Annotated in this window: 23 protein-coding genes; 6 read left to right on the top strand and 17 right to left on the bottom strand. The window is 63.5% G+C overall.

Annotation, left to right across the window (positions count from 1 at the left end):
- Window positions 1-21: 21 nt before the first annotated feature.
- Together AAFP32_RS00655 and AAFP32_RS00650 are read left to right on the top strand one after the other, a co-directional pair.
- Window positions 22-723, top strand: coding sequence for a phosphonatase-like hydrolase (locus AAFP32_RS00655; protein WP_350270183.1), 702 nt, complete (start codon window positions 22-24; stop codon window positions 721-723).
- On the top strand, window positions 720-1,838 hold the full coding sequence (locus AAFP32_RS00650) for an alcohol dehydrogenase catalytic domain-containing protein (RefSeq protein WP_350270182.1): 1,119 nt from the start codon (window positions 720-722) through the stop codon (window positions 1,836-1,838). The genes AAFP32_RS00655 and AAFP32_RS00650 overlap by 4 nt, the downstream gene beginning before the upstream one ends.
- Here AAFP32_RS00650 and AAFP32_RS00645 read toward each other — a convergent pair whose 3' ends face one another.
- From AAFP32_RS00645 to AAFP32_RS00630, 4 genes are all read right to left on the bottom strand, one after another.
- Window positions 1,839-2,597 carry an HpcH/HpaI aldolase family protein gene (locus AAFP32_RS00645; protein ID WP_350270181.1) on the bottom strand — a complete coding sequence of 253 codons (759 nt, stop codon included), beginning with the start codon at window positions 2,595-2,597 and terminating at the stop codon, window positions 1,839-1,841.
- Between the two features lie 69 nt (window positions 2,598-2,666).
- Complete coding sequence (locus AAFP32_RS00640; protein ID WP_350270180.1) at window positions 2,667-5,552, bottom strand: FAD-binding and (Fe-S)-binding domain-containing protein; 2,886 nt, start codon at window positions 5,550-5,552, stop codon at window positions 2,667-2,669.
- Between the two features lie 11 nt (window positions 5,553-5,563).
- Window positions 5,564-7,165, bottom strand: a complete 1,602-nt coding sequence (locus AAFP32_RS00635; protein ID WP_350271515.1) for a GMC family oxidoreductase — start codon at window positions 7,163-7,165, stop codon at window positions 5,564-5,566.
- Complete coding sequence (locus AAFP32_RS00630) at window positions 7,165-7,740, bottom strand: hypothetical protein (RefSeq protein ID WP_350270179.1); 576 nt, start codon at window positions 7,738-7,740, stop codon at window positions 7,165-7,167. The genes AAFP32_RS00635 and AAFP32_RS00630 overlap by 1 nt, the downstream gene beginning before the upstream one ends.
- 137 nt (window positions 7,741-7,877) lie before the next feature.
- Between AAFP32_RS00630 and AAFP32_RS00625 the strand changes: the two genes are divergently transcribed.
- From AAFP32_RS00625 to AAFP32_RS00615, 3 genes are all read left to right on the top strand, one after another.
- Window positions 7,878-8,636, top strand: coding sequence for an IclR family transcriptional regulator (locus AAFP32_RS00625; protein WP_350270178.1), 759 nt, complete (start codon window positions 7,878-7,880; stop codon window positions 8,634-8,636).
- Between the two features lie 125 nt (window positions 8,637-8,761).
- Window positions 8,762-9,547 (top strand): acetoin reductase, encoded by a 786-nt coding sequence (locus AAFP32_RS00620; RefSeq protein WP_350270177.1) that lies wholly within the window; start codon window positions 8,762-8,764, stop codon window positions 9,545-9,547.
- 73 nt (window positions 9,548-9,620) lie between these two features.
- Window positions 9,621-9,950: a putative quinol monooxygenase gene (locus AAFP32_RS00615; RefSeq protein WP_350270176.1), complete on the top strand. Its 330-nt coding sequence runs from the start codon at window positions 9,621-9,623 to the stop codon at window positions 9,948-9,950.
- 50 nt (window positions 9,951-10,000) lie between these two features.
- Here the strand turns inward: AAFP32_RS00615 and AAFP32_RS00610 are convergent, their stop codons facing one another.
- Window positions 10,001-10,612, bottom strand: coding sequence for an amidohydrolase family protein (locus AAFP32_RS00610; protein ID WP_350270175.1), 612 nt, complete (start codon window positions 10,610-10,612; stop codon window positions 10,001-10,003).
- Between AAFP32_RS00610 and AAFP32_RS00605 the strand changes: the two genes are divergently transcribed.
- Window positions 10,571-10,792 carry an integrase core domain-containing protein gene (locus tag AAFP32_RS00605; RefSeq protein WP_350270174.1) on the top strand — a complete coding sequence of 74 codons (222 nt, stop codon included), beginning with the start codon at window positions 10,571-10,573 and terminating at the stop codon, window positions 10,790-10,792. The genes AAFP32_RS00610 and AAFP32_RS00605 overlap by 42 nt on opposite strands.
- A gap of 292 nt (window positions 10,793-11,084) precedes the next feature.
- On the opposite strand, the gene AAFP32_RS00600 is transcribed toward AAFP32_RS00605, so the two are convergent.
- The 12 genes from AAFP32_RS00600 to AAFP32_RS00545 all read right to left on the bottom strand — a co-directional run bounded on the left by AAFP32_RS00600 (window position 11,085) and on the right by AAFP32_RS00545 (window position 24,297).
- Window positions 11,085-11,612: a phospholipase A2 gene (locus tag AAFP32_RS00600; RefSeq protein WP_350270173.1), complete on the bottom strand. Its 528-nt coding sequence runs from the start codon at window positions 11,610-11,612 to the stop codon at window positions 11,085-11,087.
- Window positions 11,613-12,255: 643 nt separating this feature from the next.
- On the bottom strand, window positions 12,256-13,014 hold the full coding sequence (locus AAFP32_RS00595) for a helix-turn-helix domain-containing protein (protein ID WP_350270172.1): 759 nt from the start codon (window positions 13,012-13,014) through the stop codon (window positions 12,256-12,258).
- Window positions 13,015-13,025: 11 nt separating this feature from the next.
- Window positions 13,026-14,540, bottom strand: coding sequence for a tripartite tricarboxylate transporter permease (locus AAFP32_RS00590; RefSeq protein WP_350270171.1), 1,515 nt, complete (start codon window positions 14,538-14,540; stop codon window positions 13,026-13,028).
- Between the two features lie 9 nt (window positions 14,541-14,549).
- Window positions 14,550-15,119, bottom strand: coding sequence for a tripartite tricarboxylate transporter TctB family protein (locus AAFP32_RS00585; RefSeq protein ID WP_350270170.1), 570 nt, complete (start codon window positions 15,117-15,119; stop codon window positions 14,550-14,552).
- Window positions 15,116-16,177, bottom strand: a complete 1,062-nt coding sequence (locus AAFP32_RS00580) for a Bug family tripartite tricarboxylate transporter substrate binding protein (RefSeq protein WP_350270169.1) — start codon at window positions 16,175-16,177, stop codon at window positions 15,116-15,118. The genes AAFP32_RS00585 and AAFP32_RS00580 overlap by 4 nt, the downstream gene beginning before the upstream one ends.
- A 90-nt stretch (window positions 16,178-16,267) precedes the next feature.
- The gene (locus AAFP32_RS00575; RefSeq protein ID WP_350270168.1) at window positions 16,268-17,527 is read right to left on the bottom strand and encodes a CoA transferase; all 1,260 of its coding nucleotides are present in this window, start codon (window positions 17,525-17,527) and stop codon (window positions 16,268-16,270) included.
- Window positions 17,520-18,440 (bottom strand): hydroxymethylglutaryl-CoA lyase, encoded by a 921-nt coding sequence (locus tag AAFP32_RS00570; RefSeq protein WP_350270167.1) that lies wholly within the window; start codon window positions 18,438-18,440, stop codon window positions 17,520-17,522. The genes AAFP32_RS00575 and AAFP32_RS00570 overlap by 8 nt, the downstream gene beginning before the upstream one ends.
- A gap of 284 nt (window positions 18,441-18,724) precedes the next feature.
- A complete protein-coding gene (locus tag AAFP32_RS00565) occupies window positions 18,725-19,972 on the bottom strand; it encodes a CaiB/BaiF CoA transferase family protein (protein ID WP_096145757.1) in 1,248 nt (415 codons plus the stop codon).
- Window positions 19,973-20,333: 361 nt separating this feature from the next.
- On the bottom strand, window positions 20,334-20,765 hold the full coding sequence (locus AAFP32_RS00560) for a hypothetical protein (RefSeq protein WP_350270166.1): 432 nt from the start codon (window positions 20,763-20,765) through the stop codon (window positions 20,334-20,336).
- A 125-nt stretch (window positions 20,766-20,890) separates the two neighbouring features.
- Window positions 20,891-21,742, bottom strand: coding sequence for a fumarylacetoacetate hydrolase family protein (locus AAFP32_RS00555; protein ID WP_069599224.1), 852 nt, complete (start codon window positions 21,740-21,742; stop codon window positions 20,891-20,893).
- 180 nt (window positions 21,743-21,922) lie between these two features.
- Window positions 21,923-22,852 (bottom strand): universal stress protein, encoded by a 930-nt coding sequence (locus AAFP32_RS00550; RefSeq protein WP_350270165.1) that lies wholly within the window; start codon window positions 22,850-22,852, stop codon window positions 21,923-21,925.
- A complete protein-coding gene (locus AAFP32_RS00545; protein WP_350270164.1) occupies window positions 22,849-24,297 on the bottom strand; it encodes an APC family permease in 1,449 nt (482 codons plus the stop codon). Before AAFP32_RS00545 ends, AAFP32_RS00550 begins: the two co-directional genes overlap by 4 nt.
- Window positions 24,298-24,415: the final 118 nt, after the last annotated feature.

Below are 24,415 nucleotides of genomic sequence, written 5' to 3'. Positions count from 1 at the left end.
CCAGATAGAAGGAGAAACACCATGATTGAACTCGCCATCTTCGACATGGCCGGCACCACCATCGACGACCGAGACGAGGTCTACCGTGTTCTGCGCGAAGCCACGGAACGCGAAGGTGCGAATTACACGGACCAGGTGTTCCAGAAGTGGATGGGCACGGAAAAGAAGTGGGCGATCGAAAATCTGCTCCGCCTCGGCGGGGTCGACGTTGACGCTAAGCTCCATGAGAAGACCTGGGAATGGTTCCGACAGGAGCTGCGCCGCACCTATACCGACAATGCGCCGAAACCGCTGCCCGGGGTCGAAGAAGCACTGACGACCCTGCGCGAACAGGGCATCAAGGTGGCCCTGACGACTGGGTTCGCTCGGGAGATCGCCGATCTCATCTTCGCGTCCATGGGATGGGAACAGGGCGAGACCTTCGACGCTTCCTCGTGCGGCGACGAGGTCGCGGCAGGTCGGCCCGCACCCGACATGATCCAGACGGTCATGGCCGAACTCGGTGTCGAGGACAGGGCCGCGGTCGTCAGCGTCGGCGACACCTCGGCGGATGTGCAGTCGGCCCTGCGCGCCGGTGTCACCTCGGTGGGTGTGCTCACCGGCCACCTGAGCCGGAAGGACTTCGAAACCGAAGGTGCCCACCTCGTGCTCGATTCCGCTGCTGGGCTTCCCGATGCTCTGACCGACCTGCCAACTGCAGCCTCAGTTCAGGTGAAGCAGTGACGGCGCAGGTTCAGACGCGGGTTCAGCCACAGTCCCAGGATGAGGCTCCCCCGGCCGATACCTCGGCGGACACGAGAGTCTCGGCGGATGCTGAGCGCCCCGCGGACACGGCCCAGGCCGTCGTCTGGCTCGGTGGGGATCAGTTCGAGACTCAGTCCTTCGCCCTCCCGGAACTGGTCGAGGGTGAGAGCCTCATCCGGTTGACCACCGCTACCGTCTGCGGCTCGGACAGGCACACCGTGCGCGGGCGTCGCCCCGGAGCATGCCCCTCGGTGCTCGGCCACGAGGGTGTCGGCGTGGTCGAGGATTCACGGGGTGGGATCCCGCTCGGCCAGCGCGTGGTCTTCTCGGTCACCTCGGTGTGCGGGGAGTGTAAGAACTGCGGGCGTGGACTCAGCGCGAAATGTCAGTCGGTGGCCAAGGTCGGTCACGAATCCGCCGACAGCGGCTGGGCCTTGTCCGGTACTTACGCCTCACACATCCACCTGCTGGCCGGCGTGGCAATCGTCCCGGTGCCGGATTCGGTGCCCGACGCCGTGGCCGCGACGGCAGGGTGTGCCGTCGCGACCGTCATGGCGATGCTGGAGGCCGCGGGTGACTTGCGGGGTCGTCGAGTCTTCGTTAATGGACTCGGCATGCTGGGGCTCACCGCGGTGGCTGCAGCCCAGTCCCGCGGAGCCGCCGAGGTGCTCGCCTTCGATCCGACGCCACGGCGCCAGGACCTTGCTCTCTTCGCCGGAGCGAGCACGATCGTGGAGGACGAGATGCCTGCGGATGTCGATGTTGCTCTCGAGCTCTCCGGCACTACCTCCGGCGTACAGACCTGCCTGGCCAGCGTAGGCACCGGCGGCACCACCGTGCTGGCCGGCAGCGTCAGCCCGGGACCTGATGTCGCCATCAACCCCGAGCAGATCGTGCGCGGCTGGCGCACCATCACCGGTGTGCACAACTTCGAACCCCACCACCTGCAGGAGGCCGTCGACTTCCTGGCCGCTGACGGCGGAAACATGCCGTGGGAAAACATCCTCGGCGGCCCGATCGGACTGTCTGACCTGGCGCAGGAATTCGCAGAGCCGAGTCCGGGGCTGCGGACCGTGGTGAATATCGAGAGGTGACTAGCCCCGGGCCGCCGCCAAATCCTCTCGGAAAGCACGTCCTGCAGCGCCGATATCCCCCGCCGAGGTGATGAACCGGAACCCTTGTTCCTTGCGGGTCTTGGCTTCCGCACCATTACCGCAGTGGATGCCAGGGATGACGCCGGCTGCGTCAGCTGCCGTGCGGATCCGGGCGACGGCCTCGGCGTGGGCGTCATTGGGCTGACCAGGCAATGCATCGACAGCGAATGCGAGATCAGCAGGACCGACATAAACGCCGTCGATTCCGTGAACTTCGCAGATCTTCTCGACGTTCGCCAGGCCTTCCTTGTTCTCGATCATCACGAAGAGCAGAGGGCGCTCGTCACGGGTGTCCTGGACCGCGTTGTGCATGAGCTCGGCGGTCGGACCCCAGGAGCGGTCGCCGCCGCGGCTCGGGTAGTCGAGGGCGGAAACGGCAGCTTCGGCCTCGGCGACCGTGGAAACGAGCGGCACGATGACGGCTTCGACGCCGGCGTCGGCGAGCATGCCGATTTCGGTGAAGCGGTTCGCAGAGACTCGAGCCGTGACCAGGGCGGATCCGCTGGCCCGGATGGCATCGGTCAGGCGCAGAACGTCAGTCGGGCGGGTAAAGCCGTGTTGCATGTCCAGGCACACGTAGTCGTAGCCGGCGGCCGATCCGATCTTCGCGAGCTCCTGGCTCGTCGACATCATCCACAGCCCGTTGTAGATCTCTCCGGCGGCGAGGCGAGCGCGGTGCGTTTCCAGTGCTTCAGTCATATGTGCATCGAATCACACGCGGCTCACTGATGCCAGGGATGCCCGGCATCCGGATCAGTCCGGGCCACATCAGATTCTCGCCTGGCCCACGAGCTCGTCGAGGGCTTCGAGGATGTGGCGATAGTGCTTTCCAGTTGCCCGGGTCATCCCGATCTCACACGTCCTGTTCGTCGACGCGTGGATCGCTGCGCCGATTGACTCAACTTCGGCGGCCTCGTCCTTCGTCGCCGAGGCGGTGAGTTCGGGATGGAGCATGCCCCGGTCCCCGGCGAAGGCACAGCAGCCCCAGGAATCTGGCACGTTGGCCTCCTCGGCGATGGATCCGGCGAGCGCACTCAGGTCCTCGTTGAGCCCCAGTTGGGTCGACGAGCATGTCGGGTGGAGGGTGATCGACGGCAGACGATGCTCGGTCGAGAGCGCTCCCCGATCCTGCAGTGCAGGGAGCAGCGCCTGCGTGGCGAAGGCCACGGCGTCGATGATCTCGAATTCCTCCGCTGCGTCCTTGTCGGTCGCGTCGCCCCTGTCCGTCGCGTCGCCGAGGAGCACTCGCAGTCCCTCTGTGCAGGAGGACGCATCGCAGACGACGGGGATTCGTCCGCCGTCGGTGGCCGCCCACAACTCTATGCGCACGTACTTGCGCATCGTGGCATATCCCTCGGCCATCCCCTTCGACTTCCACGGGGTGCCGCAGCACAGAGAGGGAATGCCGCGCGGCGTGCGCAGAGAGACCCCGGCTCGTTCGCACAGGCGGCGGAAGGCACCGGCAACCCCGTCACCACTTCCACCATCTTCTAGTCCGAACATCGTGTTTGTGCAGCTGGAGAACCATACGACGTCAGGATTCTGCGCCGAGACAGCCACGCGCCTGGAACCCCCGACTGGAAGATCGTCGGAGTAGCCGGGCACTGTGTCATCACCCAGGATCTTGCGACCGATGGCTGTGGCCGCTGCTGGCAGCTGCGTGGGCATCACCTTCGCCGAGCTCAATGCCACTCCCCCGACCGAGCTGACCAGCCCCCATGCTTTGGCTGCAGTGTTCCAGCCAGTCTCTTCGATCTTGTTCGTGTTCTCCTGACGCAGCCTGCGCACTAGGTCCCCGGTGTTGATGAAGACCGGGCACGCCGTCTGGCACATGCCGTCGACGGCGCAGGTGTCGATGCCGTCGTAGTCGTACTCGCTGCGCAGGGTCCGGGTCAGCTCCTCATCCCCTGCCGCCTCGGCACGGGCGATCTCGCGTCGCAGAACGATGCGTTCTCGCGGAGTCAGGGTGAGGTCGCGGCTCGGACATACCGGTTCGCAGTATCCGCATTCGACACAGCGGTCGACCTCCGCCTCGGTGGTCGGTGTTGTCTTGAGATTGCGCAGATGGGCCTTCGGATCATCGCTGAGCAGGACGCCTGGGTTGAGCAGGGACTGCGGGTCGAGGAGTTCCTTGACCCGCAGCATCACGGCGTAGAGATCGTCACCGACCTGACGCCTGACGAATGGGGCCATGATCCGCCCGGTGCCGTGCTCGGCCTTGAGCGTTCCCCCACGGGAGAGGACGAGGTCGACCATCTTCTCGGTGAATGCTTCGTACCGGTCGAGGTCGAAGTCCTCGCCGTCGGTTCCACTCCCGAATTCCTCGGTGATCATGAAGTGGATGTTGCCGTCCTTCGCATGCCCGAAGATCACGGCATCGGAGTAGTCGTATTGGTCGAACAGCTCGCTCAGAGCAGTGCAGGTCTCGCCGAGGCGGTCGACCGGGACGGCGATGTCCTCGAGCAGTGCGGCTGTCCCCGAGGGACGGTTGCCGGCGACGGCTGTGAACAGGCCCTTGCGGGTGTGCCACAGCGCCGATCGCCGTCGCGGGTCGACCGTCAGCTCGGCTGGTCGGCTCAATGAGAATGCTTCGAGGATCGGGAGCGCCTCGGACACGACCTGGTCGAGGCCTTCTTCCGTCTCCTCCTGGAATTCGACGAGCAGGGCGCAGTGGGCGTCCACGTCGAGATCCCGGATCTCCTCCGGGCACTTCTCGTCGCGTTGGGCGACCCGCAGGCTCGTGGCGTCGAGGAGTTCGACGGTGGCAGCACCGGTGGCGATGATCTCCGGGAGCGCCGAGGTGGCCGCGGGCAGATCGTCGAAGACGAGCAGTCCGGTAGAGGCGTGTGCCAGCAGCGGGACCGTGCGGAAGGTCGCCTCCGCGACGAAGGCGAGAGTCCCCTCGCTGCCGATGACCAGATGCTCGAGGATGCGCACCGGTTCATCGTGGTCGAGGAACGAGTTGAGGCCGTAGCCCATGGTGTTCTTGATGGAGTGGAGCCGGGTGATCGTCTCGACCGCCTCGGCATCGGTCCGGATACGGTCTCGAAGTTCGAGCAGACCCGCATGGATAGCTGGCTCTCGTATCCGCAGCTGCTCGTCAGCGTCTGCCGCCGAGGTGTCGACAACGGTTCCACTGGGCAGGACGAGCACGGCCGAGTCGAGCGTCCGGTAGGTGTTCGCTTCGATCCCGCAGGCCATGCCCGAGGAGTTATTGGCGACGACTCCGCCGATGGTGCAGGCCACCTCGCTGGCCGGATCGGGACCGAGTTTGCGCCCGTGCCGCAGCAGTCGCGCATTCACGGCCCTGACCACGGCCCCGGGGCCGCAGCGAACCCGGGCACCGTCGTCGAGGACTTCGATATCCCTGAAATGCCTTCTCGTGTCGACGAGCACCCCATCCGAGACGGACTGCCCGGACAGGCTGGTCCCACCGGAACGGAAGGTCATCGGCACCCCGGACTTCTGTGACGCTGCGAACAGCGCCGCCACCTCGTCGCGGTTGTGCGGTTTCACCACGGCCTGCGGTGTCAGCAGGTAGTGGGACGCATCATGTGCGGCGGCCAGCCGGTCGCTGGCACGGGTGCCGACCTCATCGACTGCGGCCCGCAGATGGTCGGTGAGTCCCGTGTCGGCGGGAGAAAGCAGGGACATGTGGTTCCTTCCTAAAGCTGCTGAGTGCGCAGCTGTTCGGCGATGTATTCCGCCTGCCGGATCGCCAGTGCGACGATGGTCAGAGTCGGATTGGCGGCCGCGCTTGAGGTGAAGACCGAGCCGTCGGAGATGAAGAGGTTCTTCACATCATGGGTGCGACCCCATTTGTCGACCACGCCGTCCTCAGGCCGTTCGCTCATTCTCGCAGTGCCCAGATTGTGCGTCGACGGATATGGCGGTGTCCGATGAGAGGTCTGGGCACCGACCGCCTTATAGACGCTCTCACCTGCGGCGTAGCCGTGTTCGCGCATCGCCAGGTCATTCGCGTGATCGTCGTAGTGGACGTTCGGTACAGGAAGACCGTGCTGGTCCTTGACCGTGGTGTTCAGTGTGATCTGGTTGGATTCCTGCGGCAGGTCCTCTCCGACGATCCACATGCCCGCCGTGTTGAGGTAGCGGTCCATGAGTGCGGCGAAGTCAGGGCCCCAGGCGCCGGGTTCGACGAATGCCGACATGAAGGCCGGGCCCAGTGAGATCGTCTCCATGTAGTAGCCGCCTGCGAATCCTCGGTCGGGATCGTGGATCGACTCGTCGGCGATGACGCCTGCCATAGTCTCGCCGCGGTACATGCGAACGGGCTTGTCGAAGTGGCCCCACACTGTCCCGGTGAGGTGGCGCATATAGTTGCGTCCCACCTGGCCCGAGGAGTTCGCGAGCCCGTCGGGGAAGCTCGGCGTGCCCGAGAGGAGCAGCAGCCTGGGCGTTTCGATCGAGTTGCCGGCCACGCACACCAGTTTGGCGGCCTGCCGCTGCAGATTGCCGTCCCCGTCGAGGTAGAGGACCGCGTCGGCTTTTCCTTCTGAATCATGGGTGATCTGGACAGCCTGAGAATCGGGGCGGAGATCGAGCAGGCCCGTCTCCGCTGCTCGTGGGATCTCCCTGACCAGGGTCGACCATTTCGACTTGTTCTTGTCTCCCTGGAAGTTGAAGCCATCCTGGATCGAAGCGGGACGGCCGTCGTATTCCTCGGCATTGGTGGCATAGGGGCCAGTGGCGTAGTAGCGGTACCCGACCTCTTTCGCACCGTTGGCGAAGACCTTGTAGTTGTTGTTCGCCGGCAGCGGTGGTCGACCGTGGACGTGAGTCGACCCCATCGACTTCTCTGCCCGGTCGTAGTACGGAGCCATCTCTTCGAGGGTGATCGGCCAGTCGAGGAGGTTCGCACCCTCGATACGTCCGTAGGCGCTGCGGGCACGGAACTCATGATTCTTGAAACGCGGGGTGGCTCCGGACCAGTGGGTCGTCGTGCCTCCGACGGCTTTGACGATCCATGCCGGCAGGTTGGGGAAGTCCTGCGCGATTCGCCACGATCCGGTCGTCGTCCGCGGATCCAGCCAGGCCATCTGGTTGAACGCTTCCCATTCGTTGTTGACGTAATCGTCATGTCCCAGATGGGGACCTGCTTCGAGGACGACGACGGGGATTCCCTTGGCCGTCAGCTCATACGCGAGTGTGCCACCTCCGGCGCCTGACCCGATGATGACGACCGCCTCGTCGTTCTGGTCGATGCTGTAGCCGGTGACACTGCCACCGGACGCTGGTTTCGCTGCCATCATTTCTCCACCTCGCCCATTTCTGCCTGCTCAGCGCTGGGCTGATTCGTCGATGTGTCGGCCGCATTGACGATCTGCGGTCCCACGTGAGCGCCGGGACCCAGCTCCGGCAGCTCTTCTCCCTCCGGATAGAGGATGCGCGGTTCGGGCAACCAGTCGAGATCATTGAAGCCTCGATTGACGTAGCCGCCCTGGTCGAACGACGGTCCTTGGTAGCCCAGGATCTCCCACACCTCTTCATCGTCGTAGAGACCAAGCGCTGCGGTGCGGCGGACGAATCCGAAGAACTCCGTGCCTTCGACGCGGCGCAGCACCCGCAGTGCTTCATCGTCATCCAGTGAGCAGAAGCTCTTGTCGGAGAGCTGGTCAAGTGACTGCAGTCCTTGGATGAGTGCGACTCGAAACCAGGTCTCGGCGTCGGCTTCGACAAGGATCTTGTCGGCAGTGCGTTCGTACGGGCCATCGGGAAAATTCTCGTGTGGAAATGCCACGCGCAGCACTCTGACAAGAGTCTGTCGGGCCTCATCGGTCATCTCCATCGCGTTCAGCGACGGAAATTTGGCGGGGAATGCCATGTGGGTGCTCCTTTGCTCCTCTGCTGATGCCCCGGGGGTTCCGGGCACCATTGCCGAACCGGTCATAAGCAACCTATGTGATCTGGACCACCGGGCACTATCCTTATTCTCACGAGACGATAAACATGGGAGCACGAATGTCGAACAGCACCGTCATCAACCGAGTCTTCTCCGTGCTCGAGGCGGTGTCCTCCTCGGGCAGTGTCTCAGCGAAGGCCGTGGCCGACCGTCTCGAGATCCCTCTGCCCACCGTCTATCGCCTGCTCCACGAACTCGAAGACTGCAGCTACCTCGTCTACCTGAAGGAAGACAAGAGCTTCGAACTCGGACCGAAGTGCTTTGAACTCGGACTGTCATTCCAGCAGCGCCTCATAGCTCCTCAGCCCATTCGTCAGATCACCGATGAGCTGCATCGCAGCTTGGGCACGGCTGCCTATTTTGCGATCTACCGGGGGTCGGACGTCCTGCTGACCTACTCTTCCGACTGCGAGAAGCATCCCCGCCTCCGCCCGCTTCGCTTCGGCTTCAACGAGGCTGCACATGCCACCGCCTTCGGCAAGATCCTGCTCTCGGCCATGCCGGAGACGCAGCGCACCGCGTATCTCGATGCTCGCGGGATGCCCGTGCTCACGCCGCACACGATCGTACGCAGGGACCTGCTCGACACCCATCTCAACGAGGTGGCCACACGCGGCATCGCCTGGGAACACGACGAGTTCCTGCCGCGCCAGACCTGCGCCGCGGTGCCCGTCCACAACGGCACAGGCATGCAGATCGGAGCCATCGCGATCAGCACTCCTTCGAGCAAGGCGACGGGACGCGCGAAGACATTCGACACCGCACTGCGTGAGCACGCGGGATTGTGCTCGCGATATCTGCGCGGCGGTGCCCGCTGAGAAGCCGACTCCCCACCTCGGCGACCTAAGTTTCTCGCCACATGAGAAGGACCATATTCTCCAGGACTCGCTCGTGCACAAAATGATCGTGCTTACTCAACGACGAGACACGAAGGAGCACAACCATGAGCACGACCACCAGCGTCGCTGTCGTCACTGGATCAGCACGAGGAATCGGACAGGGCATCGCACAGCGCCTCGGCGCCGATGGACACCACGTCATCGTGGCCGACCTTCCCACAATGCAGGAGGGAGTACAGGAGACGGCAGCGACCATCGAAGCCGCCGGCGGCAAGGCCACCGGAGCCGAGGTCGACGTCACCGATCAGGCCTCGGTGGAAGCACTCGTGGCCACCGCCGTCGAGGTGGGCGGAAAGCTCGACGTCTTCGTGGCCAATGCCGGCATCGCTCAGGTCGAACCCCTCATCGACTACTCGAAAGAGGATTTCGAGAAGATCCTCAACGTCAATATCACCGGCGTGTTCCTGTCCTACCAGGCCGCTGCCAAGCAGATGATCGAACAGGGCAACGGCGGAAAGATCATCGGCGCCGCATCGATCGTCGCCTTCCGCCCGTTCGCACTGCTCTCACCCTATTCGGCCACCAAATGGGCTGTGCGCGGACTGACGCAGGGTGCCGCGATGGAATGGGCGAAACACGGGATCACCGTCAACGCCTACGGTCCCGGCATTGTGGGAACCTCGATGTGGGACCTCATCGATGAGAAGCTCGGAGAACAGGAGGGACTGGCCAAAGGGGAAGCAATCAAGAAGTACGCGGGAGACATCCTTCTCGGACGAGTATCGGTTCCCGAGGATGTCGCGAACCTCGTGTCGTTCCTATCCAGCGAGGACTCGGACTACATCACTGGCCAGACCATGCTCGTCGACGGCGGCATGCAGTTCTCCTGAGACACACCGCGCCTACACCAGCACCAGAGTTGGCGAAGACCCCGCCAACCCAATCAGTTACGAAAGGATCCAAATGATTTTCATCGTCGTCAAGTTCCAGGTCAAGCCCGAGAAGGCCGAGGAATGGCCGCAGATCACCAAGGAGTTCACCGAGGCGACGCGAGCCGAGCCGGGAAACAAATGGTTCGACTGGTCACGCAGCCTCGACGATCCCAATGAGTACGTGCTCGTCGAAGCCTTCGATGACGACGCTGCCGAAGCGCACGTGAAGTCCGACCACTTCCAGAAGGCGACCGCAGACGGCGGACCGATGAACAGTGCCCTCGTGTCCACTCCGAAGATCATCTCTCGCCAGATTGACGGTGAGGGCTGGGACGAGATGGGCGAACTCGACGTCAACTGACCTGCATCGCTGTCGGTGAGTGGGAGCAGATCCACCGAACCTGCTCCCACTCAGTCCCTGCGATAGGTGATGATCCCGTCGGAGACAGTCAGTCGCACCCGGCCCAGTCTCAGCTCCTCGGGTGCGACCGCTAAGGGGTCGACGTCGAGAACCGTGAACGTCGCCGGTTCTCCAACGGCAATGAATCCGCCCTCCTCACCGATCGCAGCGAACGGTTCAGTCGTGTACCCGGCCAGAGCCTCGGCGGGGCTCAGCCCCTGCTCTGGCAGCACCGGTGGGGTTTCGGCGTCCTCGACGGGATGGCGCAACTGGGCGTCCGCCATGATCGGCAGGGCTGCGAATGGGGCCACCGGATAGTCGGAGCCCAGCACCAGCACTCCACCGGCGTTGAGTTCGCCCACACGTGCGGCGTAGTCGCCGACGGTGCCCCAAGTCGAGGTCGTCGATTCTCCTTTTGCATCAGGAGCCTCGAGCCAGGCGGGCCCACCTTCGACTGTCCCGTCCATGAAGAGCTTCACTCCGCCGATGTGCCAGCGATCTCCGTGCCTGCCTTGTGATTCGATGAGTTTCGTCAGCTGCGCATCCGTCGTCGTCGGAGCGCACCATCGGAGCGCACCACGATGTCGGAGTCGTTCTGGTCGACGTTGAAGACGGAGTTCCATGACCGTCGGATGTGCGCGAGCAGGACGGCTGTTCGACGCGAGCTAGGTCGGTGGAGCGAAGAGATGTATAACCCTCGGCGGTTGCATTCTGCGTTGGATCAGGTGACCGGTGAAGTTCAGCAAGGACGATCACTGACCGACCTGTTCAGTGAAGAGGAAGTGCCTACGCAGGCTGTGTGAGGCAGAGCACGTGTCTACAAGTTGCGGGGGACGTTATGTGGACGAGTTTGCCTTTGCTGGGACTTCTTCTTTTCGACCCTTCGGGCGATCAACAGTCCCAGCGACCAGCCTAGAGGTACGAAGGCAACCGGCACGCAGACCAGCCAAACTATTATCACGGTCGCATATGCGCTCACCCATCCGTCCTCGACCGTCCCAGCCCAGAACCATACAAAGATGCAGAACGCGAGAAGAAGTAGGCAAAACGCCGCGACTAAAAAGTATGCGATTCGTCCAACTCTCGATTCAGGAATCAATTATTTTTCCCTTTTCCTTTGTAGCTGCTCTTTCCTCCAGCACGAACTCCGGCCTTGTAGATAGTCGCCATTCGAAGACACTGGCTCTGTTCTCCAATCGGCGTCTTCATACAGATCGTATTCATATCTTTTCCGAACTGATTGTCACAGTCCTTCCGGTTAGTGTTTGAATACGGCGCATAGCATGCATCATGCTTGTTGCAAACAGAGAGGAAAATATTATCGTATTTTTTTGTCAGTGCTTTGCTGGCTTTCGGCGTAGAGCAACCGTCACCACCCTGCACTTTCAGACCAGACTCTTGGCTTTCAATCTCTTTAATCAGTGCCTCTTCTGAAATGTCTCCGTCAATCGGGTCTCCGTGATCCCTGGCGTCTTGCAGCGCGTCATGTAGCTCTTTTACGCCTGCTTGATCAACGATGTCATCTTCACCTGCCGAAGCAGGTGTTACAGCCAATGTTGCGAGGAGCGCCAGTGTACACATGATCACGAACGGGGTGCTGAACGACCTTGCGACAATATTCATTTGGGCGCCTTTCACTCTGAGAGTTGTTGATCCTCAAGCGTCGCACGTAGCCAGCAATCGCACATCCCACGTACGAGGTAGATTTCGTCGCTCAAGCACGAAATATCACCGCCTCTCAAGGAGATGGGGATTTCTCGCACTTGACTTAGCTTGCTGTTTAACCTGCAAGCCGGCTTTGCCTGCCATTTGGATAGGTACTTTGCGCCTATTCGGAGCGCCTAGCGGTCGCCCCGGTCCGGGTCTCGAGATTTGTGGCGGGTCGGCGGGACGGGCCAGTGTCCGATAGACACGGCGATAGCCCGAACGAACGCGTACTGGGGTCAGCTCGTGGGTAGGGAGTGGCTTTTGCCAGGACGACCTGCTGTCTGCGGCCAGGGGTCTGGCTAACCGGAGTTGGGTGTAAGCGATGATGATCAGCAGGGTCCACCGGTCGGCGGCTTTGGGATCGCGTTACCTGGTATGGGTCCAGCCCAGGTGTTGCTTGATGAACCGGGACGTGTGCTTGGCGATTTCAAACGGTCGTAGCAACACCCGGTGATTGACCGTGTGCAGGCAACAGCTTATCGAGTACCCGCACAGAGTCAGGCCAGACCGACGAGACACAGCGGTTCATCCGCGCCACGCTCAGCTCCTGCCAGCCGCACTACGGTTTCTTCTTCGCCCCCAAGGCCAACCGTGCGATGTCTTTGAGCACAGAGAGTTCCTCGCTGTCCTCGAGCAGCGCTTTGAGCTCGACGGCGGCCTGGCCCAACAGCGTCCTATAGACACCGGCCACGTTGTCCGGTTCCCGGGTCAGCGGGTAGGACACGCACAGTGAGAGGATGGCTCCCCCGACGGTGAAGGCCACACTCGCCGAGGCGGTTCCCTTCACCCGTGCCTGTTTCGTTGCGTAGAATTCCTGTGGGTTGCCCGGCCCGCACAGCGCCAGTGCAGCAGAGCCGCCGTCGACGAGCGGGAGGACGGTGCCGACACTGCGGGAGACCCGGAGCTCATGGTCGGCCTCGACGTTGCGCACGCACACCCGGTCCTCGCCGACTCTGACCCAGAGCTGCACGGATTCGCAGGTCAGCGTCCGCAGGTGTTCGAGCACCGAGTTCGTTGTCGCGATGCTGCGCCGTCCGGGGAATGGCCCGAGCCGCAGCAGCCCGTTGCTGTCGCGGACGATGAACCGGTGGGTGCGCAGATCTGCCAGCAGCCGGTAGGTCGTTGACTTGGAGTACCCCAGCCGACGGCACACCTCGGCGGCCGTCAACGGAGTGTCCTGCAGTGCCGTGAGGATCGCGGCACTGCGGTCGATGACACCGATCTCCTTCGCCGAGGCGGCAGAGCCATCGGAGGTGCCAGAGACGCCAGCCACTCCAGAGGTGTCGGTCGTGCCAGTCAAGCCAGCCGTGTCAGTCATGGTGTTCACTTTCATGCAACGCTCACATCGGCCAGCAGGGCACGTCTGCGCACCCACCAGCGGAAGATGATGGGCCCGACGATGCCCAGGACCATCAGCAGAATGATCGACAATGACACGGGCCTGGTCAGCAGCGGCATGAACGATCCGCCCGAGATCTGGAGCATGCGGCGGAAGTTGTCTTCCAGCAGCGGGACTAGGACCAAAGCCAGGATGGACGGTGCCAGCGGGATACCGCCCTTCTCCATCAGGTAGCCGATGACGCCGAAGATGCCGAGCATCATCAGACCGAAGAGGCTGAACTCGATCGCGTAGGCGCCGATGACGACGAGTACGAGAATCGAGGAGAAGAGGATCTCCTTCGGCATCTTCAGCAGCTTCACGAAGACCCCGACCAACGGCAGGTTGAGGATGATCAGGGCGACGTTGCCGATGTACATGCTGGCGATGATCGTCCAGATCAGCCCCGAGTCGTCGCGGAAGATCAGCGGGCCCGGCTGGAGGCCATACATCGTGAAGACGAAGAGCAGCAGCGCCGTGGTCGCCGATCCCGGGATGCCGAGGCTGAAGAGCGGAATCATGGCTCCTCCCACACCAGCATTGTTCGCGGCTTCGGGCCCGGCGACGCCTTCGATGGCACCATGGCCGAACTCGTCCTTCCGCTTCGAGATCCGCTTCTCCATGATGTAGGACATGAACGAGGCCAGGGATGGTCCGACTCCAGGCAGGATGCCGATGATGAAGCCGAGCACCGAACCGCGCGCCCAGGGCATGGCCGAGCGCTGCCAGTCCTGTTTCGTCATCCACTTGTCCTCGCCGAAGCTCTGGATCTCCTCCTTCGCTCCACGTCCCAACGCGAGGTTGCGGATCGCCTCGGGAATGGCGAAGAGGGCCATGGCGAAGATCGTGAAGTCGACGCCGTCGGAGAGCAGGCTCATGCCGAAGGTCTGCCTGGGCAGGCCCGTCTGAAAGTCGAGTCCGATGAGGCCCACGGCCAGACCGATGAAGATCGAGATGAGTGCCTTGGCCCGGGAGCCAGACGACATCGTCGAAGCCAGCAACAGGGCCGTGGCCATGAGCAGGAAGTACTCGGTGGCACCGAAGACGTTCGCGAGTTTCACCAGCACAGGCGAGAGGAACGTCAGTCCGATGATCGCCAAAGTGCCGGCAAGGAAGGACCCGATTGCGGCGGTCGCGAGCGCCGCCTTGCCCCGACCTCGGCGAGCCATCGCATAGCCCTCGATGGCGGTCACCGCACTGGCGACCTCACCTGGAGTTTTGATGAGTGTGGCGGTGATCGACCCGCCGTACATGGAACCGTAGTAGATGCCGCAGAGCAGGATCAGCCCGTGCACCGGCTCCATCCCGAAGGAGACGGGGATGAGGATCGCGATGGCAGAGATCGGCCCGATTCCCGGCAGCACGCCGACGACGGTGCCCAGCAGCACGCCGAGGAGCGCGAACGCCAGGCTCAGTGGTTCGAGCGCCGAGGCGAAGCCGCCGCCCAGATCGATGAGTGTGTCCATGCCCGCCCCCTAGCCCAGGATTCCGACGGGCAGATACACGGCCAGCCCATAGACGAAGGCGATGTAGACGACGAGGGAGAAGAGCACCGAGAAGATGAGGTTGCGCACCCACCTGTGTGGGGCATAGATGCTGGTCATCGTCATCAGGAACGCTGCCGTGGAGAGCAGGAAGCCGACCGGGATGAGGATCGCAAGATAGACGAAGAAGAGTGCGAACTGGGCCACGACCTGCTTCGACTTCGGCTCCTCGGGAGCCTCGAGGACGACCCCCGCGGGCTCGTCCCCCACAACGCCACCCACCACATCGTCGGACGCCTCACCACTGGCACCGCCGCCCGCCGAGGCGGCCCCAGCGGGGACCACCTCGGCGAGTTTCCGGCTCCGGTACACGGCCTGACCGATGAGGAAGAGGCCGAGCACGATGAGCGCGATGCCCACGATCGCGGGGAAGGTCCGCGGGGTGACGATGTTCTTCGTCTCCTGGATCCAGAACGTCGCGATGTAGTAGACCGCGCCGACGAGAGTGACGGCGATGCCGGTGATGACATCACCTCTCAGCGCCGGAGTCAGCGTTCTCATTTGCTGTTGCCCAGATCGGTCTCTTTGACGCCCTCCTCAACGGTGGCTGCAGCGTCTTCGGCGTACTTCTTGGCCTCGTCGCCGGTGAGGAACTCGGGAGCCCACTGGTTCTTCTTCAGGGTGTCCTTCCAGGTATTCGTCTCGCTGACCTCTTCGAGTGTCTTGGCCCAGTAGTCGACGGCCTCCTGTGGCATTTCGGCCGGTCCGTAGACTCCGCGCCAGTTGCCCAGGGTCACGTCGTAGCCGGCATCCGCGGCGGTGGGGACCGAGTCGTAGGGGGCCTGCAGCGGTTCCTTTGCGAAGGTCACGAGCGGTTTGATGTCACCGGATTCCAGTACGGAGCGGAATTCGCTCAGGCCGGCGATGGCGACCTTCGCATCACCGTTGAGCATCGCTGTGGTCTGCTCGCCGCCGCCTTCGTAGTTGACGAAGTTGATGTCGGCCGGGTCAACTCCGGCTTCCTTGGCGAACAGGGCGAAGGGCAGAGTGTCATCGCCGGAGGCGGCCACAGTGACCTTCTGCGGGTCCTTCTTCAGCGCCTTGACCAGGTCTTCGACCGATTTGATGTCGCCCTTATCGGGGGTGACGACCATGAAGTCCTCGACGTACATGGTGGCGATGAGGGTGGTGTCCGCAGGACCGAATTCGCAGAGTCCGCGAGCCTTCATCGTCTGGCTGGCCAGCGAGGTGATCGCGATCTGGTCGTCCTTGCCCTTCTCCTGCTGCATCATCGACGTCATCCACATGCAGCCCGTGCCGCCGGGCTTGTTCTGGACCGGCAGCGGGGTGGAGACGATCTCCTCCTTCTGCAGGGCTTCGACGAGGGCACGCGCGGTGGTGTCCCAACCGGAGCCGGGTTCCGATGGGACGTTGACCGTGACCGGGCCCTTCGGGTAGTCGCTGCCCTCCCCCGGAGGCTGAGCCTTGTTGCCGCATCCCGTGGCTACGAGCGCCAGTGTTGCGAGCACCGCACCGACCTTGATGGCCGGTTTCAATGCCTTCCCCTTCTGCCTCGCCGAGGTGGCCCGTCCTTGTCCTGTGATCACCGTTGACCGCATTGCTTCTCCTTCGAATGCAACTGATATCTGCTGTGGTGGATGACTGTGGTGCTGCTGGGACTGCCTGTGCTGCTGGAACTGCCAGTGGTGTTACTGAGACTGCGTCTTCGACTCTTCGACATCGGTGTCCGTGGCGAATGGGTCAGTCTTCGCTGTCTGCCCGGAGCCGGAGTCCGTCGCCGAGGTGTCGGCTGGTCCGTCGCGGTAGCGGTTGTTGTGCTCACCGGGTGTGGGCACATCGCTGCGCAGTCCGAGTCGACGACCGCCGAAGGTCAGCGGCAGCAGCGGCACGTCGACCTGGTCGCCGCTGGGCAGGCCGGTGCTGGCCAGTGCCCCCGAGGCAACGAGGTGGGCGTCGGTGGTGAGGTCGGCCGGGGTGTTGACCGGGGCGACCGGCAGCCCGCGGCGGGTGCACTTCTCCTCGATCTCGGCGAGGTCGAGTCGGGACAATGCCGCCTGCAGTTCGCGGTGGATGCGATCACGCTGGTCGACACGTCCCTGGTTCGTCTCGAGCTCGGGATCGCCGGCAAGCTGGCTCAGATCGAACTCGTCGCAGAGATCATGCCATTGCCCGTCGCTGACGGCGGCGACGAAGATCTGGTCATCGTGCTTGTCGCGGAAGATGTCGTAGACGGCCCAGGTGGCCCGGCGAGTGGGCATCGGACGCAGCGGTTCCCCGCTGATCTGGGCCTGTGCCATGTGCGTGCCGACGAGGAAGGCGTTGTTCTCGAACAGGGCGGAGTTGATGACCTGCCCCTCACCGGTGCGTTCGCGCACACGCAGTGCAGAGAGCACGCCGATAACGCCGAACATGCCGCCCATGATGTCGTTGACGCTGGCTCCGGCGCGCAGCGGCTGTCCGGGTGGGCCGGTCATGTACGCCAGGCCGCCGAGCATCTGCACGACCTCGTCGAGGGCGGTGCGCTGGCCGTAGGGTCCGGACAGGAATCCCTTGAGGGAGCAGTAGATGAGGCGCGGATCGCGCTGCGCGAGCTCCTCGTAGCCGTAGCCCATGGATTCCATCTTCCCGACTCGGAAGTTCTCGAGGAGAACATCGGCGGAATCGATGAGGGACAGGGCGACGTCACGGTCGGCCGCCTCGGCGATGTCGAGCTGCACGGACTGTTTGTTGCGGTTGAAGGCGGGGAACAGCCCGGATCCTGAGCCGGGCAGGTAGCGGGTTTTGTCCCCGGCTCCGCGCGGTTCGACCTTGATCACCTCGGCGCCCAGGTCGGCGAGGATCATCCCGCAGCTGGGCCCCATGACCATGTGGGAGAACTCGATGACGCGGATGCCCGCCAGCGGCAGTTCCTCCGCGCCGACGGTCGAGGATTCGCCCTGCTCAAGCATGGTAGGCCGCCGGGACGGCGGGGATCGAGGAGAGGCTCGACGTCAGCTCGTGGCCTACTGCAGAGGTCAGAGGCTCCCGGATTACCGAGAGTGCCTCGACGTCGACTCCGGTGTTCACGCCTTCGCGGTGCAGGAGGTGGACGAGGTCATCGGTGCCGATGTTGCCGGCTGCGCCCGGGGCGAAGGGGCAGCCGCCGAGGCCGCCCATGGCCGCGTCGAAGTTCGAGATTCCGAGGTCGAGTGCGGCGATGACGTTGGCCATTCCGAAGTTGTAGGTGTCGTGCAGGTGCAGGTTGACCGGATTGCCCGGGAAGGCTTCGATGACCGCCGAGGTGTTCCTGGCCACCAGCGATGGGTTGGCGTTTCCGATGGTGTCGGCGACCCCGACCCCGTGTGCTCCTGCATCGACGAAGGGACGCAGGACCTCGACGAGGTGGTCGGCATCGGTGATGCCGTCGAGGGGGCAGATGAAGCTGACCGCGGTGGCGATGTCGAAGCGAACCCCGTTGTCTTTGGCGAAGTCAGCGGCCTCGAGGAGTCGTTGCGTGGCCTGGGCGATCGGGGCGTCGGAGTTCGCCTGCGAGTGACCTTCGGAGGCGGAGAGGACGAGTTTGATGTTCTTCGCCCCGGCATCGACGGCTCGCTGGGCACCCTTGAGGTTGAAGACGAGAGTGAAGAAGTCGACGCCTTCGGCCTCGTGGGACTGGAGACGCTGCAGGACCTCCCCGGTATCGGCCATCTGTGGGACCTTCTTCGGATTGACGAACGATCCGACCTCGATCTCCTTGAGACCTGCGGCGATGAGCTGCTCGCCGAGTGCGACCTTGGCGTCGGTGGGAACGATGGCGTCTTCGATCTGGAGACCGTCGCGCAGCGTTGTGTCGAGAATCGTGACCGATGTGGGCCGAACCATGGTGGGAGCTCCTTCGTTGACCTGCTTCTTTCCCGGACAGCGGGAAGAGATCGGCCTCACGCTCCCTTGCGTGCTGCCGCCTGCAAACAACATAGCTCTTCGCGGGTTCCCAGTGGTGAGCGCGGTCGCGATTTGTTCGCTATGTGAGAAGCGAACGTGAAGTGAAGACCGTCACTCCCGTTTAATGGGACTTCTGGTCTCGGCAGTTCAGAAGACCGTGCTTGGTCCTGGGCTGAGGCGTCGCCCAAGACTGTCGCAATTGCTCAGTGGACTGTCGTGATTGTTCAGTCGCGTTCGGGCAGTTTCCCGCCGAGTTGTTCGAGCACTTCGTCGGTGTGTTCGCCCAGATCCGGGCCGAGGTGGTCGATCGGGATCGATGAGCCGCCGATGACCGGGGTGATTCCCGGGAAGGCGACATCGCTGAGCATCTCTTCGCCGGTCGAGACGTCGAGGTGCTGGATCATGCCGCGCGCGGCCAGCTGCTCATCGGCCACGAGGTCTTCGGCGGTGTAGATCGGCCCGGCTGGAACGCCGGCGGCCTCCAGAGTCTCGACCACCTCGGCGACATCGCGCTTGGCACACCAGGCACCGATGGCCTCGTCGAGTTCCTCTCGTCGCTCCCACCGTCCGGCATTGGTCTGCAGATCGGGGTCTTCACCCAGGTCCGGGCGGTCGACGGCGTCCATGAGGCGTTTGTAGATTCCGTCGCCGTTGCCGGCGATGACCACGGACTTTCCGCCGGCGCAGAGGTAGCCGTTCGAGGGGGCGATGCCCTCCATCCGACCGCCGGTGCGCGTGCGCGTCTCACCGAAGGCGGAGTAGTCGGGGACGAGGGACTCCATGACGGAGAACATGGCTTCGTTCAGTGCGACGTCGACCGTGCGATCGGCCAGGGAACCCCGGCCTTCGAAGCTGTGATCCGAGCCGACGACAGCCTCGGCGGCACCGGCGATCTTCTGGCGCTGACGATCGAAGAGCATCATCACGGCACCGAAGGCGGCCTGCATGCCGGCGATGGAGTCGCCGATCGATATGCCCACGCGCACCGGGGGCCGGTCGGGGTCACCGACGAGCTCGCGGAAGCCGGAGTAGCCTTCGGCGACGGCGGCGAAACCGGGACGTTCGGACATGGGACCGGTCTGACCGAAGGCGGAGATGCGAACCAGGATGATGTCGGGATTGGCCTCTTCGAGGACCTCGGGCCCGAGCCCCCATTTCTCAATGGTTCCGGGACGGAAGTTCTCCAGCACGATATCGCTGCGGCGCACGAGTTCGAGGGCCGAGGCTTTGCCTTCCTCCGAGCGGAGGTCGAGGACAACGGACTTCTTATTGCGGTTGATGGTGCGATAGAGCATCGAGGTGGTGCCCTGCTTGAGGCGCCAGTTGCGGAGTTCGTCGCCGCTCTCGGGGCGTTCGATCTTGATGACCTCCGCGCCGAAGTCGGCAAGCATGCGCCCGGTGGTGGGTGCCGCGATGTAGTTGCCGAGTTCGAGGACTCGCACACCGCTGAGTGGAAGACGACGTGCTGTCATGTCGATGCTCCTGTTCGTCGATCGGGCTCGGGTCTGGCTGCCGGCCGGTGCCGGTTTCTGTCTTTCTGCAATAGTGCCAGGTCAGCACAATCAACGGCGACATTTCACCGTCCCGGGAGTCCTCGAGAGTGGTTGTCATGCAGAGGAGTGCGAGGCAGCCGCAGGCGAGCGGTGGTGAGCCTATCTTGTTGAAACGTCATTCACCGCGACTGTTTTCTCCGAGCTTGCTGTGAAGATCGGCAGGAAATGAACAGCCTCTAAGACTTGAGCCAATTTCACGCAACTTTCCTTGCTTCCCCTTGTATCAAGACTGTTGATGTCTAAGACTGGCAACCAAGCCGCAGGACGCGGCCGTATGTCATCAACCAAGGAGCAAAACATGTCGGAAAACTTTGGACAGGACAACGAGAACTTCGGCGGCGGCGACCAGGAGCAGCAGGGTGGCGGCTTCGGTGGCGGCCAGGAACAGCAGGGCGGCCAGCAGCAGGGTAACCAGCAGCAGAGCGGTGACCAGGGCGGCTTCGGCGGCGGCAACGACAACGATCAGCAGCGCGGCGGCCAGCAGTCCGAGCAGGGCGGCGGCTTCGGTGGCGGAGAAGACCGCAACGAAGGTGGCCAGCAGTCCAGCGGCCAGGAGTCCGGCGGATTCGGCGGCGGCGACAACGAGCGCGGCGGCCAGCAGTCCGAGCAGGGCGGCGGCTTCGGCGGCGGAAACGAAGGCAACCAGGGCGGACAGCAGTCCCAGGGTGGCCAGGAACAGGGCGGCTTCGACCAGCAGCGCTGATTCCCACAACTTTACGCAGTAATCGAAGTGGGGCGGTACTCCCGATCGGGAGTACCGCCCCACTTCTGTGACTCGACTCTGACTCTGTGACTCGATCTTGAGCCCGCAACCACCTCGGCGGTATTACGCTGCCGTCACTGTGTGACGGTCACGGCCTGGCGGTGTCGACCGAGGCTCTCGATCTCCATCTCGACGACATCATCGGCAGCCAAGTATGGGAACTTCCCCGACATTGCCACGCCCTGCGGCGTTCCTGTGAGGATCACGTCCCCGGGCTCGAAGGGCATCGTCTGGCTGAGCAGATAGATGATCTGCCCGACATCGAAGATCAGGTCACGCGTCGACGAATCCTGGCGCACATCGCCATTGACCCAACTGCGCAGTCGCAGGGATCCGGGATCCACCTCGGCGGCGGGCCTGATCCACGGACCCAGAGGCGTGAAGCCGGGGAGGTTCTTCCCCTTCGACCACTGTCCGCCGGACTCCTCGATCTGGAACCTGCGTTCGGACAGGTCGTTGGCCAGCATGTACCCGGCCACATGTGAGTATGCGTCCTCCGCCGAGGCGACTCTGAAGGCTCGGCTGCCGATGACCAGTCCCAGCTCGACCTCCCAGTCGGCCTTCGTAGCGTAGGGCGGCAACTCGAGCGCATCGTAGGGGCCGGCGATCGTCGATGGCATCTTGAAGAAGACGACGGGAGCCGCGGGCGGCTCTGCGCCAGCTTCTCGAGCATGCGCCGCGTAGTTCATGCCCACGCACACCACTGCCGAGGGGCGAGCAACCGGCGCTCCGATGCGCAGATCCTCCGCTCCTTCGAGGGGCACGAGGCTGCCTTCGTCCAGTGCGGTGCGGACTCGTCCGATGCCGTCGTCGGCAAAGAACTCTGGGGTGATGTCGGTGGTCAGGGGGCGCAGATCGTAGTAGACGTCGTTGTCACGCACGACCGGGATCTCGTGGCCGATGGGGCCCAAACGCAGCAATTCCATACGGTTCCTTCCTTGTTCACCAGGCTCCCGCATCCGGCCGTCGTTGGACGGACGCGCTGTGTGAGCCTGTGGGCCCACGCTAGCGGCGTCTCACATCCTAAGTTGGAATCGTTCAAGTATTGGACACTTGTTTTGTGGGACCCACACAGTGCGGGCGCGCGAACACGCCGGTCTGGCCTCCTACTCCCCCGCAGCATCGACGGCCGAAGCCGCGTAGTCGGACCTCGCCCGCCTGGGTACGACGACGATGGGCACCGGTGAGTGCTGCAGAATCCGCATCGCGTGGCTGCCCAATGACACCCGCTTGAGCGCCCCGAGGCCGGAGGAGCCGAGCATCATGATCTCGGGATCCTCCCATTGGACCGCAGAGAGCGCACTCTCCCAGTCCGGCCCTGTCCCGATGGCGACATCGGTCTCGCCGGGCTTGATCTGAAGGCGATCGATCGAACATAGGATCTCGTCGGTGTCGCGTCGAATCACGTTGGCCCACTCATCGATCACGCTGGATTCGACATCGAGTCCCACACCTGCCGCCGAAATCACCCGCGACCGGGGAGCGAAGGAGGCGATGCGGAAGGGCACACCGGACTCTGCAGAGACCACGGCGGCCCCGAGGATAAGGCCCGCCGAGGTGGACGATCCGCTGTATGCGGCAGTGAGCCTGCGGAGGCGAGCCTCAGGGGCAACCCGGTATCCGACCGGGGCAAGTGCCACGGGCAGGCTGGCGCTGTGCAGCAGTCCGGTGGAGACGGAGCCCAAGGCGATCCGCCCCGGCTTCCCGTCAGCGGCGGGTCCCACGACGAGGCGGAAAGCATTCTCCTTCTGGCACATCTCGAGCAGTCCCCGACGCGATGAACGGGCACTGTGAACGAGGCATTCGGACTCGATGTCATCGGGAAGGAGCGCCCGCACCTCGTCCAGGGCAGCCTCGGCGACGTTGCGCAGCTTCTTCTGGTATTCGCTGTCGAAGAGCACGGGGCTCATCGGCCAGGCGGCGGAATCGATAGCCGCCGCGACGAGCCGGTGCCCATAGGACCGCGCGAGCACGATCCCCAACTCAACTGCCGGTCGATTGTCCTGACCTGGTGCGATGCCGACGACGATGCTCATTTCTTCCCTCCTGCGGAACCAGTTCCGTCAATGCTGTCATGTGCTGCTCGCTGCTTGCCCAGCACCGAGGATCTGCGGCCGAAGATGAGGTACAGGCCGAGGACGACCGAGGTCCAGATGAGGAAGACGACGATCGTGATGATCTGCAGGTTGCTGATGATCCACAGGCAGCCGATGATCGCGAGCACCGGCAGGACCGGATAGAAGGGCACCTTGAAGCCGCGTTCGAGGTCGGGTTCGCGCACACGCAGGATGATGACGGCCAGGGACACGACGATGAAGGCGACGAGAGTGCCGATGCTCGTCATCTCGGCGAGGAAATTCAGCGGGATGAACCCGGCCAGGATGGCGATGACCACGGTCACGATGATCGTGCCCTTGACCGGGGTCAATGTGCGTGGATTGACCTCGCCGAAGAGCTTGGGCATCATTCCGTCGCGTGACATGGTGAACAGGATGCGGGTCTGGCCGTAGATGGAGACGAGGGTGACGGAGAAGATCGAGATCACGGCGCCGGCAGCGACGATGGTGCCTGGCCACTGAGCGCCGACGATGTTCTCGAGGATCGCCGACAGGCCGGCAGTCTGCCCGTCGAATTCCTGCCACGGCTGAGCCGACAGCGCCGCGATCGCCACGAGAACGTAGACCGTGGTGACGATGATGAGGGCCGAGATGAGTGCCCGGGGCATGGTCTTCTTCGGGTTCTTCGTCTCATCACCGGCGGTGGCCACAGCGTCCATGCCGACGTAGCTGAAGAAGATCAGGCCCGAGCCTGCCACCACTCCGGAGAAGCCGAAGGGCGCGAAGTCGGCGAAGTTGTCGACGTTCCAGCCGGTGACTCCGACAAGTACGAAGAAGAGGAGAACGCCGATCTTCGTGCACACCATGACGGTGTTGATGACGACCGATTCGCCCGTGCCGCGGACCAGCAGGAAGCAGCACATGGCCAGCAGTGCGATCGCCGGCAGGTTGACGATCCCGCCCTCCTCCGGGGCATAGGCCAAGGCGTGCGGGATCTCGAACCCGAAGAGGTTGAACAGCAGCTGGTTGACATACTGCGACCAGCCCACGGCGACCGCGGCTCCTGCAACGCCGTATTCGAGGAGAAGACAGGCCGCGACCCCCATCGCCGGCAGCTCCCCGAGCGTCGCATAGGCATAGGAGTAGGAGGAGCCGGAGACGGGCACGCTGCCGGCCAGCTCCGCATAGCAGATGACCGCGAGGCCCGCGACGAGACCGGCGATGACGAAGGACCAGATGACCGCCGGCCCAGCGACGGGCACGGATTCGGAGAGGATGAAGAAGATGCCGGTGCCGATGGTCGAGCCGACGCCGATCATGGTCAGCGAGAACAGGCCGATAGTGCGCTTGAGATCGCTGCCCGTTTCCTCGCCCTGCTGCGGGACTGGTTTCACTCGGAACAGCTGCTGTCGCAAAGTTGGCATCATCATTCCCCAGACATCGTCGTCTTTCCTGCGTATGGGTGCCGACACCGTCAATCATCGACCATGGCAGTGAGCCCTGACCCCACACTGTCGCTACAGCGACCATACGACAGTCTCA

The sequence above is a fragment of the Brevibacterium sp. CBA3109 genome (assembly GCF_040256645.1).
Taxonomy (GTDB): Bacteria; Actinomycetota; Actinomycetes; order Actinomycetales; family Brevibacteriaceae; genus Brevibacterium; species Brevibacterium koreense.
The sequence above is the reverse complement of the archived record's forward strand: the minus strand, read 5'-3'. Positions and strand labels throughout refer to the sequence as shown.

Bases quoted from the DNA above. Each gene is read 5' to 3' on its own strand.
- AAFP32_RS00550 (WP_350270165.1), bottom strand. From the start codon at position 22,852: ATGAGCATCGTCGTCGGCATCGCACCAGGTCAGGACAATCGACCGGCA.
- AAFP32_RS00620 (WP_350270177.1), top strand. From the start codon at position 8,762: ATGAGCACGACCACCAGCGTCGCTGTCGTCACTGGATCAGCACGAGGA.
- AAFP32_RS00555 (WP_069599224.1), bottom strand. From the start codon at position 21,742: ATGGAATTGCTGCGTTTGGGCCCCATCGGCCACGAGATCCCGGTCGTG.
- AAFP32_RS00565 (WP_096145757.1), bottom strand. From the start codon at position 19,972: ATGACAGCACGTCGTCTTCCACTCAGCGGTGTGCGAGTCCTCGAACTC.
- AAFP32_RS00590 (WP_350270171.1), bottom strand. From the start codon at position 14,540: ATGGACACACTCATCGATCTGGGCGGCGGCTTCGCCTCGGCGCTCGAA.
- AAFP32_RS00545 (WP_350270164.1), bottom strand. From the start codon at position 24,297: ATGCCAACTTTGCGACAGCAGCTGTTCCGAGTGAAACCAGTCCCGCAG.
- AAFP32_RS00575 (WP_350270168.1), bottom strand. From the start codon at position 17,527: ATGCTTGAGCAGGGCGAATCCTCGACCGTCGGCGCGGAGGAACTGCCG.
- AAFP32_RS00600 (WP_350270173.1), bottom strand. From the start codon at position 11,612: ATGAATATTGTCGCAAGGTCGTTCAGCACCCCGTTCGTGATCATGTGT.
- AAFP32_RS00630 (WP_350270179.1), bottom strand. From the start codon at position 7,740: ATGGCATTCCCCGCCAAATTTCCGTCGCTGAACGCGATGGAGATGACC.
- AAFP32_RS00640 (WP_350270180.1), bottom strand. From the start codon at position 5,552: ATGTCCCTGCTTTCTCCCGCCGACACGGGACTCACCGACCATCTGCGG.
- AAFP32_RS00615 (WP_350270176.1), top strand. From the start codon at position 9,621: ATGATTTTCATCGTCGTCAAGTTCCAGGTCAAGCCCGAGAAGGCCGAG.
- AAFP32_RS00595 (WP_350270172.1), bottom strand. From the start codon at position 13,014: ATGACTGACACGGCTGGCTTGACTGGCACGACCGACACCTCTGGAGTG.
- AAFP32_RS00635 (WP_350271515.1), bottom strand. From the start codon at position 7,165: ATGGCAGCGAAACCAGCGTCCGGTGGCAGTGTCACCGGCTACAGCATC.
- AAFP32_RS00625 (WP_350270178.1), top strand. From the start codon at position 7,878: ATGTCGAACAGCACCGTCATCAACCGAGTCTTCTCCGTGCTCGAGGCG.
- AAFP32_RS00605 (WP_350270174.1), top strand. From the start codon at position 10,571: ATGTCGGAGTCGTTCTGGTCGACGTTGAAGACGGAGTTCCATGACCGT.
- AAFP32_RS00580 (WP_350270169.1), bottom strand. From the start codon at position 16,177: ATGCGGTCAACGGTGATCACAGGACAAGGACGGGCCACCTCGGCGAGG.
- AAFP32_RS00570 (WP_350270167.1), bottom strand. From the start codon at position 18,440: ATGGTTCGGCCCACATCGGTCACGATTCTCGACACAACGCTGCGCGAC.
- AAFP32_RS00610 (WP_350270175.1), bottom strand. From the start codon at position 10,612: ATGGAACTCCGTCTTCAACGTCGACCAGAACGACTCCGACATCGTGGT.
- AAFP32_RS00645 (WP_350270181.1), bottom strand. From the start codon at position 2,597: ATGACTGAAGCACTGGAAACGCACCGCGCTCGCCTCGCCGCCGGAGAG.
- AAFP32_RS00655 (WP_350270183.1), top strand. From the start codon at position 22: ATGATTGAACTCGCCATCTTCGACATGGCCGGCACCACCATCGACGAC.
- AAFP32_RS00585 (WP_350270170.1), bottom strand. From the start codon at position 15,119: ATGAGAACGCTGACTCCGGCGCTGAGAGGTGATGTCATCACCGGCATC.